Source organism: Acinetobacter sp. ANC_7504 (genome assembly GCF_056779995.1).
In genome coordinates this window covers 1-16,598 of record NZ_JBWYIZ010000009.1, presented here as the reverse complement: position 1 = coordinate 16,598, position 16,598 = coordinate 1, and the positions used below count along the sequence as shown (strand labels likewise).

The 16,598-nt window shown below is 39.1% G+C and carries 11 protein-coding genes; 4 read left to right on the top strand and 7 right to left on the bottom strand.

Annotation, left to right across the window (positions count from 1 at the left end):
• Positions 1 to 87: 87 nt before the first annotated feature.
• Together ppc and AC1M9F_RS10215 are read left to right on the top strand one after the other, a co-directional pair.
• The gene (ppc, locus tag AC1M9F_RS10220) at positions 88 to 2,778 is read left to right on the top strand and encodes a phosphoenolpyruvate carboxylase (protein WP_481593771.1); all 2,691 of its coding nucleotides are present in this window, start codon (positions 88 to 90) and stop codon (positions 2,776 to 2,778) included.
• Between the two features lie 312 nt (positions 2,779 to 3,090).
• Complete coding sequence (locus AC1M9F_RS10215) at positions 3,091 to 4,386, top strand: solute carrier family 23 protein (protein WP_481597700.1); 1,296 nt, start codon at positions 3,091 to 3,093, stop codon at positions 4,384 to 4,386.
• A 69-nt stretch (positions 4,387 to 4,455) separates the two neighbouring features.
• Here AC1M9F_RS10215 and AC1M9F_RS10210 read toward each other — a convergent pair whose 3' ends face one another.
• From AC1M9F_RS10210 to ilvD, 4 genes are all read right to left on the bottom strand, one after another.
• Positions 4,456 to 6,147, bottom strand: coding sequence for a putative bifunctional diguanylate cyclase/phosphodiesterase (locus AC1M9F_RS10210; protein ID WP_481597699.1), 1,692 nt, complete (start codon positions 6,145 to 6,147; stop codon positions 4,456 to 4,458).
• A gap of 171 nt (positions 6,148 to 6,318) precedes the next feature.
• Positions 6,319 to 6,606: a chorismate mutase gene (locus AC1M9F_RS10205; RefSeq protein ID WP_481597769.1), complete on the bottom strand. Its 288-nt coding sequence runs from the start codon at positions 6,604 to 6,606 to the stop codon at positions 6,319 to 6,321.
• Positions 6,599 to 7,921, bottom strand: a complete 1,323-nt coding sequence (locus AC1M9F_RS10200; protein ID WP_481597698.1) for a hypothetical protein — start codon at positions 7,919 to 7,921, stop codon at positions 6,599 to 6,601. Before AC1M9F_RS10200 ends, AC1M9F_RS10205 begins: the two co-directional genes overlap by 8 nt.
• Before the next feature lie 259 nt (positions 7,922 to 8,180).
• Complete coding sequence (gene ilvD, locus AC1M9F_RS10195; RefSeq protein WP_081403313.1) at positions 8,181 to 10,010, bottom strand: dihydroxy-acid dehydratase; 1,830 nt, start codon at positions 10,008 to 10,010, stop codon at positions 8,181 to 8,183.
• A gap of 381 nt (positions 10,011 to 10,391) precedes the next feature.
• Here ilvD and fmt point away from each other — a divergent pair, with 381 nt between their 5' ends.
• Positions 10,392 to 11,354 (top strand): methionyl-tRNA formyltransferase, encoded by a 963-nt coding sequence (gene fmt / locus AC1M9F_RS10190; RefSeq protein ID WP_481592125.1) that lies wholly within the window; start codon positions 10,392 to 10,394, stop codon positions 11,352 to 11,354.
• Positions 11,351 to 12,646, top strand: coding sequence for a 16S rRNA (cytosine(967)-C(5))-methyltransferase RsmB (gene rsmB / locus AC1M9F_RS10185; RefSeq protein WP_481592124.1), 1,296 nt, complete (start codon positions 11,351 to 11,353; stop codon positions 12,644 to 12,646). The genes fmt and rsmB overlap by 4 nt, the downstream gene beginning before the upstream one ends.
• A gap of 94 nt (positions 12,647 to 12,740) precedes the next feature.
• On the opposite strand, the gene AC1M9F_RS10180 is transcribed toward rsmB, so the two are convergent.
• The 3 genes from AC1M9F_RS10180 to AC1M9F_RS10170 all read right to left on the bottom strand — a co-directional run bounded on the left by AC1M9F_RS10180 (position 12,741) and on the right by AC1M9F_RS10170 (position 16,160).
• Positions 12,741 to 12,851 (bottom strand): methionine/alanine import family NSS transporter small subunit, encoded by a 111-nt coding sequence (locus tag AC1M9F_RS10180; protein WP_081403317.1) that lies wholly within the window; start codon positions 12,849 to 12,851, stop codon positions 12,741 to 12,743.
• Between the two features lies 1 nt (position 12,852).
• Positions 12,853 to 14,337, bottom strand: coding sequence for a sodium-dependent transporter (locus tag AC1M9F_RS10175; protein WP_481587760.1), 1,485 nt, complete (start codon positions 14,335 to 14,337; stop codon positions 12,853 to 12,855).
• 371 nt (positions 14,338 to 14,708) lie between these two features.
• The gene (locus AC1M9F_RS10170; RefSeq protein WP_481597697.1) at positions 14,709 to 16,160 is read right to left on the bottom strand and encodes an aldehyde dehydrogenase family protein; all 1,452 of its coding nucleotides are present in this window, start codon (positions 16,158 to 16,160) and stop codon (positions 14,709 to 14,711) included.
• Positions 16,161 to 16,598: the final 438 nt, after the last annotated feature.

The following is a 16,598-nucleotide window of genomic DNA, read 5'->3' as shown; positions in this document are numbered from 1 at the left end:
CACCTAATTTTCTTTAAATTATTTTGCAATCGCTTGGCATGTCATGAATAAGCGGTATAGTCAAAAGAACAAGAAAAGGAGAAAAAAATGATTCAACAAATTGATGCTCCATTACGTGAAGACGTACGCTTACTCGGTAATCTTTTAGGAGAGACTTTAAAAGAACAAGCTGGACAAGATTTGTTTAATCAAGTTGAACAAATTCGTGCACTCGCGAAAGGTGCACGTGATGGTGATAGTGAAGCTGAAAAACAATTAGAAAGTTTATTTTTAAGTTTAAAAGATGATGAGATTCTTCCACTGACACGCGCTTTTTCACATTTTCTGAACTTTGCCAATATTGCAGAACAATATCATGTGGTACGTAGCCGTCGCCAAAATGAGTTTGATGAAAACGGTGCTGCAGCAAATGTCCTTATTCCCCTTTTTGAAAAATTTCAACAACAGCTGATTTCAGCGGAAACCCTTTATCAACAAATTTGTGAGCTAAATATTGAGCTTGTACTCACCGCACATCCTACGGAAGTTAGTCGTCGCACCTTGATCCAAAAATATGATGGGATCAACGAGTGTTTATCTAAGTTTGATCAGCAAAAGCTGACCCCCAAACAGCGCGCTCAAGTTCTTTCTGAATTAAAACAATTGGTTTGTTCAGCATGGCAAACCGATGAAATTCGCCAACATCGTCCAACCCCAATTGATGAAGCAAAATGGGGTTTTACTACCATTGAGCAAACTTTATGGAACGCTATTCCTAAGTTTGTCCGTGAATTGAATCAATTGGTTCAAGAGCATTGTTCTCAAGCTTTACCTTTAGATATTGCACCTGTGCGGTTTGCATCTTGGATGGGTGGTGACCGAGATGGAAACCCAAATGTCACACACAAAGTGACTCAAGAAGTTTTATGGTTATCTCGATGGAAAGCCGCGGATCTCTACCTCCGAGATATTGAAGATTTACGTTGGGAGCTTTCTGTTCAGGCGTGCAGTGATGAACTAAAGACTGCCTTAGGTCAGCCTCATCCAGAGCCTTATCGTGAATATTTAAGAACAACACGTGAACGCTTAAAAATTACAAGAGAATGGCTCACTGCAAAATTACAAGGTCAACATTCTGATGTGGATCGTAGCCAGATTATTCATCACAAAGATGAGTTGTTGCAGCCATTATTGTTATGTTATCGCTCATTAGTCGATTCAAACCTTTCCGGTATTGCTCAAGGAAAGTTACTCGATTTTATTTATCGCGTGAATTGTTTCGGTATTGAGTTATTAAAACTAGATATTCGCCAAGAGTCAGGTCGTCATCGTCAAGCAATTTCAGCGATTACTGAGTATCTTGGACTTGGCAATTTTGAGACATGGACTGAACAAGCCCGTCAAAACTTCTTATTACAAGAACTGCAAAGCAAACGCCCTTTACTTCCTAAACATCTTAATGAATCTGCTCAAAGTCTTATTGAGCATCCTGATGTTCAAGAAGTATTCGCTACCATGCGAACTTTGGCAGAACAACCTGCTGAGAGTCTAGGTGCTTATATTATTTCAATGGCGGAATATCCAAGTGACGTTTTGGCGGTTCTATTACTCCAAAAAGAAGCAGGTATTAAGCAACCTCTGCGTGTAGTTCCATTATTTGAAACGTTAAAAGATTTAGATGGCGCAGCTTCGACCATGAATACTTTATTCAGTATGCATTGGTACAAACAACATATTCAAAACAAGCACGAGGTCATGATTGGTTACTCTGACTCAGCAAAAGATGCAGGTTTCATGTCTGCGAATTGGGCTCAGTACCGTGCACAAGAAGAGTTAACAGCTATTGCCAAACAACATGGTATACAACTCACTTTGTTCCATGGTCGTGGTGGCTCAATTAGTCGTGGTGGTGCTCCAACCCAACAAGCACTATTTTCACAACCACCTGGCTCAATCTCAGGTGCAATCCGTGTGACCGAACAAGGCGAAATGATCCGATTCAAATTTGGATTAGAAGAAATCGCACTGCAAAATTTAGAAATTTATACCGCAGCTACCTTAGAAGCGACTTTACTCCCACCACCAGAACCCAAGGCAGCATGGCGCGAGTTGATGCACAAGATGACGGAACTCTCTGTGAATGTTTACCGTCAAACAGTCCGCGAAAACCCTCATTTTGTCCAATACTTAAGAACCGTGACGCCAGAGCTTGAATTACAGATGCTACCTTTGGGTTCAAGACCAGCGAAACGAAAAATCAGCGGTGGTATTGAATCCTTACGTGCAATTCCATGGGTATTTGCATGGACTCAAATTCGATTAATGCTTCCAGCATGGTTAGGTACTGGTGCAGCCATCAATCAAGTCATTTCAGAAGGTCACAAAGCTGAGCTAGATGAAATGTTAGAACAATGGCCTTATTTCCAAACTTTAATTGATATGTTGGAGATGGTGCTATCTAAATCAGATAGCAATGTCGCATTGTATTATGAATCTCATCTCACCCAAGATGAAAATCTTAAAGTATTGGGTGCGGAACTACGCCAACGCTTACATGACGCAGTACAAACTTTATTGGCAATGAAAGGTGAATCTAAATTACTCAGTTCTAATGAAGTTCTTGATCAAGCCATGAAGATTCGTAAACCCTATCTTCTTCCATTACACCTGTTACAAGCAGAACTCATGAAAAGACGTCGCGAATATTTAGCTGAACGAACTGTCGAACAAACTGAGGTTGACCATGCATTAATGGTAAGTATCGCAGGTATTGCTGCTGGATTACGTAATACGGGTTGATTTCACGACTGTCTATGCTCAAGTACCTTTATGGGCTTGATGGGCTTGAGCAATTTAGAGACTTTATTCTAATTTTCAGTAATGACAACAAAGCACCTATAAATTTTTTACTCAATATGGATATAGATTTTTTTGATATAGCTGAATTGCAATAGGCTGATTTTACTTTATTTTTAAAACATATTTTTTTTACCAATGGGTAAAAATTCAATAAAAGTCAGACTATTAGTTTTAATAATTTTTCAAGAAACAGATGATTTCTCGTAAAACAGGCGTATGATGTGCACAATTTAACTATTGAGTGCTCACTTTATGACCAGTTGGTTTCCTAAATGGCGTCCCTTCACGGATGATATTGATACGCGTCCTGTTGGCACGACCGAATATTTACCTCCTGCGCAAAGTGTAGTTCTTGGCATTCAACATGCTTTTGCCATGTTTGGTGCGACAGTTTTAGCACCATTATTAATGGGTTTTGATCCTAATCTTGCCATATTAATGTCAGGTATTTGTACCCTGTTATTTTTCCTCATCACTGGCGGTCGAGTGCCCAGTTATTTAGGCTCAAGCTTTGCTTTTATTGGTGTAGTCATCGCGGCAACGGGATATGCCGGTGCTGGAGCAAATGCCAATATTGCATTAGCTGCTGGGGGAATTATTACCTGTGGTGTACTTTATGCCTTAATTGGTTTTCTGGTGATGGCAACAGGTACTCGATGGATTGAAAAGCTCATGCCTCCTGTCGTAACAGGTTCTGTGGTCATGATCATCGGTCTGCATCTTGCACCGGTAACGGTAAAAAGTGTCGCGGGTAATCCATTTAATATGTGGATGGCATTGATTACTGTCATGTGTATGGCTTCAATTGCAGTATTCACCAAAGGGATGCTACAACGCCTACTTTTACTTGTGGGTTTGGTGCTGTCTTATATCGTATACTTTTTTATTACGAATATCATGGGTTACGGTACTCCAATTAACTTCACGCCGATTACACAAGCTGCATGGTTTGGTCTGCCTAACTTTCATGCTCCTGAGTTCAGTACGAACGCGATGCTCATCATTGCTCCTGTAGCTTTAATTTTAGTGGCTGAAAACTTAGGTCACATCAAAGCAGTCTCTGCCATGACTGGTGAAAATCTAGACCCACATATTGGTAAAGCGTTTGTAGCCGATGGTGTTGCAACATCATTAGCCGGTGGTGTAGGTGCTCCAGGCATGACCACTTATGGGGAAAATATTGGCGTGATGGCTGTGACACGTGTCTATTCCACGATTATTTTTGCCATCGCAGGTGTATTCGCAATTTTCCTTGGCTTATCACCAAAATTTGGTGCAATTATTCAAACCATTCCAACTGCGATTCTTGCAGGTGCATCAATTGTGGTGTTTGGTTTAATTACCATCGCTGGTGCTAAAATTTGGATCGAACATCGTGTCGATTTCTCTAAAAATAAAAACCTCATGATTGCTGCGATCACGCTGATCTTAGGTACTGGTGACTTTGCGCTTCAATTTGGTAGCTTCAATTTAGGTGGTATTGGAACGGCTACCTTTGCTGCATTATTCCTGAATTGGTTCTTTAGCTTAGGTGGAAAGTCTAACTAAAAATCTATCGCATATAAAAAAAGAGAGCTTAATGCTCTCTTTTTTAATTTTTTATTCTAATTAAGTATTTTAAGATTTTTTTTCAATGGGTCTAGGTCGACCAAAATAATAGCCTTGAAACGTATTACAACCATTTTCTTTTAGAACTTGGAACTGCTCTTCAGTTTCTACACCCTCTGCCACCACATTCAGATCAAGAATTTGTGCTAAATCAATAATCGTTTTCACAATAGCAATATCACGTGGATTACCGACAATATTTTCTACAAATGAACGATCAATTTTGAGTTGATCCAGTGGAAGCATTTTGAGGTAATTCAATGAAGAATATCCTGTTCCAAAATCATCCATAGAGAATCTTAATCCACGCTCGATGAGCTTTTTCATTTTCTCAATTGAGTTATGCATATCGGTATAGAACATGCTTTCAGTGAGTTCTAAACGTAATAATGTTGGATCAATTCCTGCTTCATCAATAATCCGAAGCACATTTTTATCAAAGTCAGTCTTACGGAATTGTTCGACACTAATATTGACTGAAATCGTCCAGTTTGAAGATTCTGGGTATTGGCTCCAATCTTTTAACTGTTGGCATGCTAATACTAATACACGATTACCAACATCATGTATGAGATCAGTTTTCTCCACTTCTTCAATAAATCGACCTGGTAAAATTAAACCGTGTTCAGGATGACTCCAACGTAGCAAAGCCTCATACCCGATCACTTCCTCTTCGCGATTTACTAAAATCTGATAATAAAGTTGGAACTCATCTCGCAATAAAGCTAATCTTAAATCATTTAATAAAGCAGCTTTAGCAATAACACTTTGTTCCATTTCAGGATCAAAAACACATATGCAGTTTTTACCATTTTCTTTAGCTTGATACAGCGCCATGTCGGCGTACTTAAGCAACTCATTTTTTGGCAATTTTGAATTACGGAAAATAAAAATTCCGATACTAGAGCTAGTATGGATTTTATTATCCTTTAATACGAAAGGCTCATTTAATGCAGCACGAACTTTATCAGCGATTTGCATCACTGCTTGATTAGCAATCGTTTCATCTGGATCTAAATCTGAAAGAATAATTAAAAACTCGTCTCCACCAAGACGGACAATTGCATTCTGCTGTGCCACACACTCCATAAGACGCACCGAGACCATTTTGAGTAGGTCATCTCCACGATCGTGTCCTAACGTGTCATTAATATTTTTGAAGTTATCCAAATCCAACATCATGAGTGCACTATGTGTACCATTTTGTTTACATGATTCAATCACCGCCAACATGCGTTCTTGCATAAAACGGCGGTTAGGCAATCCCGTTAATTCATCATGTAATGCCATATAACGTGCATGGTCTTCGGAATTTTTTAGCTGTGTGATATCAGTTCGAATGGAGATATAGTTTTGTAAAACGCCATTATTATCTTTAAGCGGCACAATCGTGGTTTCAACCCAATATAAAGAACCATTTTTAGCTCGGTTACAAATTTCGCCTTTCCAAATTTCTCCACTCGAAATGGCTTTCCACATATATTTAAAAAAACTTCTCGGGTGATAGCCTGAATTAATAATTTTATGTGTTGATCCGACCAGTTCTTCATAAGAATACTGTGAGATATTACAAAACTTCTCATTGACATGAGTAATGACGCCACGTGCATCTGTTATGGCTACAATTGAATGTGCATCAATGGCTACTTTATAGTTTTCAAGATCCTTGACTATTTTTTCTAATTGTAACTGGGTATCCATAGCGCCTTCGACCGTCAGTCTAAAAAGTGATGTATCCAAATGTTAACTTAATATTATTTTTTGTAACACTAAGCTTTGTTGAACCAGTTCACAAATCGGCTATATATTTTGTAAATTTCAATGAATAAAAGAGGAAACTAAGTTCCTCATTCTTATTAAGAATTCCGACTATTATGGTCGTATTTCTTTTAACTCTCTTTGAATAAAGTGTTGAATCATCTCTCGATATATTTTTTCCATGAGTAATGGATCCACACCATTCTTTGTAGCCAATTCACGTATTTTTTCAATCACTATTTCAACACGTTCAGGTGACTGTACATCTTGTATAGTTCTTTTAAAACGAACTGCCTGATCTACATAATATTGGCGTAAACCAATTAATTCTGTTATGGCTTGATCAATTGAATCTATTTGTGCTCGAGCTTGCTGAAGGGTGTCGCATTTTTCTTTATTGATTTTCAATTGATTCGGTATCCCTGTGTTCAGATTCATTTTCACTTTTGTACTTTTGTTCTAACACATTACTGAAAATACTTTCAATCATCCATACACGATATAAGCTATTAAACACATAACTCTTTCCATCGATACGAAGCTCAAGCACTGGTAAATCAGGTTGTGATTTCATCTCACAGAGTAATTGATTTTCTTCCAGCTTTTGACTGATCGACTCTTCAGTGAGCGTTGTGATATTCAAGTTCTGTTTTAAGGCTTGAATATGAGGTCGATACGATAGATCTTTACCTTTACTCCATACAGCCTGCAAGATTTCATACATTGCATCAAGACGTTGATCCTCAGGCACACTGTAAAACAATCGTGCTATTTCATATGTCGCCTGCTGAGTCGGTCGGCAAAACGGCGTAAATTTTACTTCTGTTCGTTTAGATAAACGAGTTGCCAAACTCCAATCAAATAAATCTCGTCCCTGATATTGCAATGGATAAACGGTAAGTTGGATATCGTAATAATCGGCAAGTTCCTCTTTAATATAAGCTAATAATAACCAAGAGATCGGATCTTCTAATGCAATATAGAGGTCCAACTCAGGATTCATCGCCTGAATCTCAGATAATTCTTCAGCATCATTCATTAGGTGTTCCCGCCACTCAATATGATTGATGAGAAAAATAGGATTACCGGTCAAGAGTCTTTGTTGTTTTAAACGGCGGGTCAATCTTAATAAATCATCTACCGCATGATACCGACGATTACCGAGCTCAAAAAAGCTTGCTAAAACTGGCGTGTGATCAAAAGTTCGCTCAGCGATTTGTTGTTCTTTTCGATGTCGACTAGCCATGACATACAAAGTACGTAATTTTCCATACTGCTGTTGCCACAACATATGGAAGACATCTTCCAATAAATAGAGAAAATTTTCACCTGTTAATGGGGTATTTCGTAAAATTGTTTCTGCCTGTTGAATCGCTTCAGCACTTGGTATTTCAGGCTTTTCATTATCGAATCCGAAACGATGCTGGTACGCTAAAATTTGGGCATCACGTAGACTGTAATCTTGCCACTCTTCAGGACTCATATCATTTGGAGCTTCAGCAGCAGTATCTGAGATAACAATTTTTAACGGCTTAATTTCATCTTTTAAAATGTCATTTAATTGTGCCAATTGCTGGACTGCAAGATAACTATACACATCATCTAAACGAAGATAGATCGTTAAACCCTGCTCAGTTGACAAGACCTCTTGACGATTTGGTTTCTGATAAAACCAACTCGATCGTAGCGGATCAAACCAACGGCGTAACAATGACATGAGATGTGCCTCAGATGATTTTACTGGTAAATTATGTGCTCAAAGTATCGAATTCATCGCTTTTTTTAAAACTAAAAAAGTTTGAACGCGAGCAAAACTTATATCAAGACAAAGAGAATTGATCAATATTTATGACCTTTCTATCAAATATTGTCATTAATGTAATTGACGCTTTCAGATGAAATTCAAACTTTTCGTGATTAAAAAAGCATCCCAAAGGATGCTTTTTTAATCATGATTGATCTAGTTTATAAGCAGATTAGATATCACGTACCGCACCTTTTGCAGCACTTGTTGCATGCATTGCATACGCTTTCAGTGCTTTAGATACTTTACGTGGACGCTCTTTCGCAGGCTTCCAACCTTTAGCTTCTTGTACTTCACGGCGCGCAGCCAATACATCATCAGCAACTGCTAAGTGAATCGTACGGTTTGGAATATCAATTTCGATACGGTCGCCATCTTCAACTAAAGCAATTGCACCGCCTTCAGCCGCTTCTGGAGACACGTGACCAATTGAAAGACCTGATGAACCACCCGAGAAACGACCATCAGTCACAAGCGCACAGTCTTTACCTAAGCCTTTTGATTTTAAGTAGCTTGTTGGATACAGCATTTCTTGCATACCCGGACCACCTTGTGGACCTTCGTAACGAATCAGAACCACGTCACCTGCTACGATTTTGCCGCCTAAGATTGCTTCTACTGCATCATCTTGGCTTTCAAATACGCGTGCTGTACCGTTGAATTTCAGAATCGAGTCATCTACACCAGCCGTTTTTACGATACAACCATCAAGTGCGATGTTACCGTAAAGGACTGCTAAACCGCCGTCTTTAGAGAAAGCATGTTCTGCATTACGAATCACGCCATTTTCACGGTCGCCATCAAGACGTGTGTAGTAACGGTCTTGTGAGAATGCTGTTTGTGTTGGTACACCGCCCGGTGCTGATTTATAGAAGTTATATACCTCTTCATTTTCAGTACGAATAATGTCCCACTTATCTAAAGCGTCTTTTAATGTTTTTTCGTGTACGGTTGGTACAGAAGTATCTAACAAACCTGCACGGTCTAGTTCGCCAAGGATCGACATGATACCGCCTGCACGGTGGACATCTTCCATGTGAACATTTTTAACCGCAGGTGCAACTTTACACAGTACAGGCACTTTACGTGATAAACGATCGATATCATCCATTGTAAAATCAACTTCTGCTTCATGCGCAGCCGCTAATAAGTGAAGTACTGTATTGGTAGAACCACCCATCGCGATATCTAAAGTCATGGCATTTTCATAAGCAGCTTTAGGGGCAATGTTGCGTGGTAATACGCTGTAATCATTTTGTTCGTAATGGCGTTTTGTGATTTCAACAATCAACTGACCCGCACGCTCAAATAGTTTTTTACGGTTGGCATGCGTTGCAAGTGTTGAACCATTACCCGGTAATGATAAACCTAATGCTTCTGTCAAACAGTTCATTGAGTTTGCAGTAAACATCCCTGAACATGAACCGCAAGTCGGGCATGCAGAACGTTCGTATGCTTTTACTTCTTCATCTGTGTAGTTGTCATCTGCAGCAACAATCATGGCATCCACAAGGTCAATTGCTTGTTCACCACCACGAATTTGGACTTTACCAGCTTCCATTGGACCGCCTGAAACAAACACCACAGGAATGTTTAAGCGCATTGCCGCCATCAACATTCCCGGTGTGATTTTGTCGCAGTTCGAGATACAAACCATTGCATCTGCACAGTGTGCATTGACCATGTATTCAACTGAGTCAGCAATCAAGTCACGCGATGGTAATGAATACAACATTCCGTCGTGACCCATTGCAATACCGTCGTCTACTGCGATTGTATTAAATTCTTTAGCTACACCACCCGCTTGTTCAATCTGACGTGCAACAAGCTGACCTAAGTCTTTAAGATGCACATGACCCGGTACGAATTGTGTGAATGAGTTGACTACTGCAATAATTGGTTTGCCAAAATCTTCGTCTTTCATTCCAGTTGCACGCCATAAGCCACGTGCACCCGCCATATTTCTTCCGTGTGTTGATGTTTTCGAACGATAGTCAGGCATTTTTATTTCCAACTTAAGCTGAGCTCGATGAATATGTATTCAATCTGGCTAAATGATACTGAAATATAAGGCTAAATCAGTTGAACCTTACTTCTATTATGACAGCTTTCTGATTAACAGTTAACCATTGCTTGCAATTGTTCGTATAGGTCTGATTTGCCCTCAACGATCTAAATCGATGTAAGAGATGTGATCTACTATAAACCCTTATCTGAAATCGTAATACAAAACTTTCATAAATCTTTTTTTAAAAATACATAAATTTTATTAATCACACCTTAAGCACAAAATGCACATGAAAACGTTTCAAATTACGACCTTATTTGGGCGAAAATCGCTTTTGGCATATAATGTTCTTTATATTGTTTTGGAAGTGTCTGAGTGAAAATCATCTTTGCGGGAACCCCTGAATTTGCAGCGAGTGCATTAGCAGCTTTGCTAAAGACTTCTCATGAAATTGTTGCTGTGTATACGCAGCCAGACCGTAAAGCAGGACGTGGACAAAAACTAACAGCGTCAGCGGTAAAGCAATTGGCGCTTGAGCACAATATTCCTGTTTACCAACCTTTACATTTTAAATCGTCGACTGAGGAAGGTTTGGCTGCTCAAGCTGAACTCAAGTCTTTCAATGCTGATGTGATGGTGGTCGCAGCATACGGTTTAATCTTGCCTCAAGTCGTTTTAGATACACCTAAATACGGCTGCTTGAATATTCATGGTTCCTTATTGCCTCGCTGGCGAGGTGCAGCCCCTATTCAACGTGCTATCGCGACAGGTGATACTGAAACAGGTATTACGATCATGAAAATGGCAGCTGGTCTAGACACTGGTGACATGATGTTTAAAACGATCTGTCCTATTACGGCTGAAGATACTTCCGCAACCTTACATGATAAACTGGCTCAACAAGGGGCTGAAGCCACTCTCGCTGTTTTAGAAAGTGAAGACACTTTAAAGCATTATTTAGATACACGTGAAGTTCAAGATGAATCACTTACAGTGTATGCACATAAACTGTCGAAGGCTGAAGCTCAAATTAACTGGGCAAATGATGCTGTGACGATTGATCGAAATATCCGTGCTTTCAATCCTTGGCCCGTAGCTTTCACTCCTATTGATGAAACCAACAATTTACGTATTTGGAATTCGAAACTTTCTTCACTCACTCCATCAACTCAACAAGTCGGTGAAATCATCGGTGTCGATCAGGATGGTGTTCACGTTGTGTGTGGTGATCATCAAGTGATTTGCCTCACTCAACTTCAGTGGCCAGGCGGTAAAGCGCTCAATGCTGCACAAATTCTACAAAGTCAAAAATTGCAGCCAGGACAGATCTTCGCATGAGCCAACAATCTTCTCATTTAAATTTACGCGGACATGTGATTAAAACATTACTGGCCGTTCAGAATGGGCAATCCCTCACCTCTGTTCTTTCCCAACATCTTTCATTGGTTGGTGAGCGTGATCGGGCCTTATTTCATGAATTGACTTTAGGCACTTTACGCCAATGGCATGCACTTAAAGCAATTACTCTCCCTCTTCTGACTAAACCGCTCAACAACGAAACCGTTGAAAGCTGCCTATATTTAGGTTTATATCAACTGCTTTGCACGCGTATTCCAGCACATGCGGCTATCTCAGAAACGGTAACAGCCACCAAACAACTTGGTTTTGAAGCTTTAAGTGGCGTCGTGAATGCGATTCTACGTCGTGTTTCACGTGAAACTGAAGAATTCGGCGAAGCATTAGACCAAGCCCATGGTTTACCTAGTTGGCTATTTAAACGCTTGAAAAAAGATTGGCCAGAGCATCTTCAAATGCTTTCAGCTGAGCTTAAACTGGCTGCGCCTTTGACACTACGTGTAAATGAACGACAGGTAAGCCGTGAGGAATATTTAGATATTCTTGATGAAGAAGGGATTGATGCTCATCCATGTGAATGGTCCGATGTAGGCATTATCTTAGATCAATCCGTGCATATTCCTCACCTCCCTGGCTTTGAAGAAGGTGGTTTTTCTGTTCAGGATGAACATGCTCAACTTTGCGCGACCTTGTTGCCGAATCTTGATGATAAGATCGTAATTGATGCATGTGCGGCTCCAGGTGGAAAAACAGCACATATTTTAGAGTGTTATCGTCCTAAAAAGCTGTATGCGATCGATCACGACACAAAGCGTTTAAGCCGCGTAAGTGAAAACTTAGAGCGTCTTGCACTTAATCATTATGCTCCAGTAGAAATACTCCCTGCTGATGCTACGGTATGGTCTGCACCTGAACAAGCTGACTGTATTATTCTCGATGCACCGTGTTCTGCTATTGGAGTTGTACGACGTCATCCAGATATTCGTTTACTTCGCCAATCTACCGATATCCAACAAACGGTTGCTCTTCAAAAACAGATTCTGAATCATATGTGGCAACAACTCAAAGTTGGCGGGTCAATGCTTTATATTACCTGCTCGATTTTGAAAGCTGAAAATGAACACCAAATGATTGATTTCTTCAACACGCATGCAGATGCTCAAGAAATCAAATTAAATGTAAATTGGGGAATTGAACAAATCCACGGCCGTCAGTTATTGCCACAACAAGGTCATGGTGATGGATTCTATTATTGTTTAATTCAAAAGATTTAATGCTATTTTTTAAGATAGTTTATTTCTAATTTATCGACATATTAAAAAAGCCATGACTCATGTCATGGCTTTTTTAATATTGATCTAAAGTGGTTTAATCTTCAAGCTCATCTGGGTTTTTTGCCAAATGAATCATGGCTAAAATAAGACCACCCCATAACAGCACTGTTGAGATAATAAGCATCATTAAAGCAGAAGTATTCATCTTATTTCTCCTCAGGTCCATTGTCTTTTAGACGACTAAAAACAACCGCACAGAATACAAAGATTGCAACTACACCGCCACCAATTGGCAATAGAATCTCAATTGGATAACCGCCATAACCTTCAGTAAATATTGACTTCAAGGTCATCAATAGCGCAGCTAACAATGAGATTGGCGTAACTACAGTCAACATGAAGTTCCAACCAGCACCTAGCTTAATACTAGCATATTGATTTACATGCTCTTGAAGTTGCTTTAACAACGGTCGACGGAACCATGACACCAATACGATTGATAATAAGCCACCCGCGACAATACCAATATTATTGGCAAAGTAATCGATAATATCGACAAACGTAATCGCGCTGTGAGTTGAGAACAATAAAGTTGAAACAATTGCTGAACCACCTGCAATAATTGTCACAGCCTTCTTACGAGACCATCCTAACTTGTCTTGGAAACCTGCGATTGGAACTTGAAGAATACTGACCATGGATGTAATCCCTGCAACTGTTAAAGATGCAAAGAACAAGAAGCCAAATAAGTCTCCGCCAGCCCCCATGCTTGAAATGATTTTAGGGAAAGCGATAAAAGCTAAACCAATACCACCAGATACCACATCGTCAACTGAAGCACCCGCACTGTAGGCCATGAAACCTAATGCTGCAAATACCCCAATACCAGCTAAAATTTCAAAAGATGAATTTGCAAGAGCAACGACTAGTCCAGAACCAGTTAAATTCGTTTTTTTCTTCAAATATGAAGCGTAGGTCAACATAATCCCGAAACCAACGGATAACGAGAAAAAGATATGGCCAAATGCAGCTAACCACACTTTATAGTTGCCCATCGCTTCCCAGTTTGGTGTAAAGAATGCATTTAAACCTTGGACAGCACCTGGTAAACGAATAGCTTGAATCACGAGAATCGTGAATAAAACCACCAACAAGGGCATAAAGATCTTATTCGACAATTCCACGCCTTTCTTCACCCCACCATACAGGATGAACATAACGATCGCCCAAACGACAACCAAACCTATAAATAAGGTCGGAACAAATCCAAATGCTAAGCCTTCACCATTCTGAAGATAGGTGGTGAAAAAGAATTTTTCTGTATCACTTCCCCACTGTTGACCAAATGAGTAGAACATATAACTACCCGCCCATGACAATACACTGGCATAATAAATACCAATAATTAATGTCACAGCGACTTGCCACCAACCCAATGATTCACCATTCATCAACTTCTTGTAAGCTGTAGGTGGGGCCTTACGGTATTTATGTCCAACTGCATAATCTAAAAATAAAAGTGGAAGACCGGCAGCAAAAATTGCAACCAGATAAGGGATTAAAAATGCCCCGCCACCATTTTCATATGCGACATAGGGAAAACGCCAAATATTGCCTAAACCTACTGCAGAACCAATAGCTGCAATAATAAAACCTGATCTGGCGCTCCAATTTTCACGTGAAGCTGTCATATAGTACCTAATCCGTAAATGGGTACACGCTTACTGCTATTGTTGATGTTATCTCGCAAGTAATTGCATACCATTAAAATTTTGTTGTTTGAATCAGAAACGGCCTTTTGAGCATTTTTTTCGAATTACAAACCACCCCTTATTTAATATTCTTGGTTAAAGAAAGATGAAATAAAGGATGTTTAATGAATCAACAATAGCGCTTTTAATCAGATTTTTCTGTAATTAATTCAGGAAAAAACCGTGTTTCATCATTTTTTTATTCTTATTGATTAATTTTTAACTCAATATGTTTATTTTTAAATCACAGCGTTAATCTAAACTAAATAATTTAAAAGGAGCGTTATGCTCCTTTTAACATAAAAAATAATTTATCCTTGTTTAATCACAAGCAAACGCTCTTCTTGCATATCTCGAATTGCTGATTGAATCCCTTCTCGACCTAGACCCGAATCTTTAACGCCACCATAAGGCATATTATCTACACGGAATGATGGAATATCATTAATGATGACACCACCTACATGTAAATGATTCCACGCATACATCATTTTATTCAGACTTTGTGTATAAACGCCAGCTTGTAGACCAAATCGGCTTTGATTAATTGTAGCAATGCCTTTTTCAAAATCTTTGTACTTCTCTAGAATGGCAACGGGTCCAAAAGCTTCATCTTTATAAATTTCTAAAGACGCATCAACATTTTCTAACAATATTGGATCAAATAAAGCCCCTTTAACCTGACCTTCAACTAAAACTTTGGCACCCTTCTTTACAGCTTTATCAACCCATTTTTTAAGCCTTTTAGCTTCTGCCTCCTTGATCATAGGGCCACATAAGGTCGAGTCTGAATTCGGATCGCTCGCTTTGATTTTTTTTATTTTGGAAATTAATTTCTTCTTTAAATCCGTATAAATATTTTCATGGACTAAAATTCTTTGGACACTAATACAAACTTGACCTGCATGGTTATAAGCTCCCCCAATAAGACGATCAATTAACACATCAGATATTTCAGTATCAGGTTCAATTAAAACAGCAGCATTTCCACCAAGCTCTAAGGTGACTTTTTTTCGACCAGCACGTGCTTTCATATCCCAACCGACTTCATCCGATCCAGTAAAACTGAGTAATTTGAATCGGTCATCGGTTACCAAGATATCTGCCTGTTCGCGAGGACAAGGTAAAACTGAAAATGCACCTTGAGGTAAATCAGTTTCAGCCAACACTTCTGCAATTTTTAGAGCAGAAACTGGTGTAAGTGACGCAGGTTTCAGTACGAAAGGACACCCTGCTGCAATTGCAGGTGCAATTTTATGAGCAGTTAAATTAAGTGGAAAATTAAAAGGACTAATTAATGATATAGCACCAATCGGAACATGTTTAATCATACCTGTGTAACCCTGTGCAGCAGCTGTTACAGCCAATGGCATTAAACGCCCATCGTCGATTTGTGTAACAGCATCAGCAGCAATTTGAAAGGTATTTATAAGACGCTCAACTTCAGCCTGAGCTGCTTTTAATGGCTTTCCACCCTCTGCAATCAAAATTGCAGTTAATTCCTCTCTCATTTCGCTAAAGCGTTTGACACAATGTAATAAAATCTTTTGCTTTTGAAATGGTTCTAATTTTGCCATCGCCTGTTCTGCATCAATTGCAGATTGGATTGCTTTTTCTAAAGTATTTGCATCTGCTAAGGCTACTCGGGCAAATGTTTTTTGGCTAAATTTATCTTTTACTTCAAGCCATTGACCTGTTTGGGATGCTTTAGAGGCAACATAAAGAGAATAATCACACTCAATTTTTTTTTCTGAATTGGTCATCGCGTATCCTTAAATATATTCGGATTTAAAACTTTTAAATTCACTATATCATGACCTCTCAAGCAACTTCTGTTCATGAGTAATTAAGTAATATATTTTTCACTCTTACTTTTTATTATGTAAATGCCTCTATTGCATCTCGCATGCATTTTAATCACTCATTATTTAAAGCATTAAAATACAACCACGACCAATTGATTAGGCGATCATTTTTCTATGTACACAGGTGTAGCAATAGAAACTAATCATACTTTATGAATTTGAGCATCAGATGGATAAGAGAGGTTGCTATAACTGTTCAAGACATAAAATTTATCGTCTATATGATTATTTATTTCAATTTTTTCACATAAAAAAACACCCCCTTCTATTGAAGGAGGTGTTTAGAATAATGAGCTGGCGATGACTTACTCTCACATGGGTAACCCCACACTACCA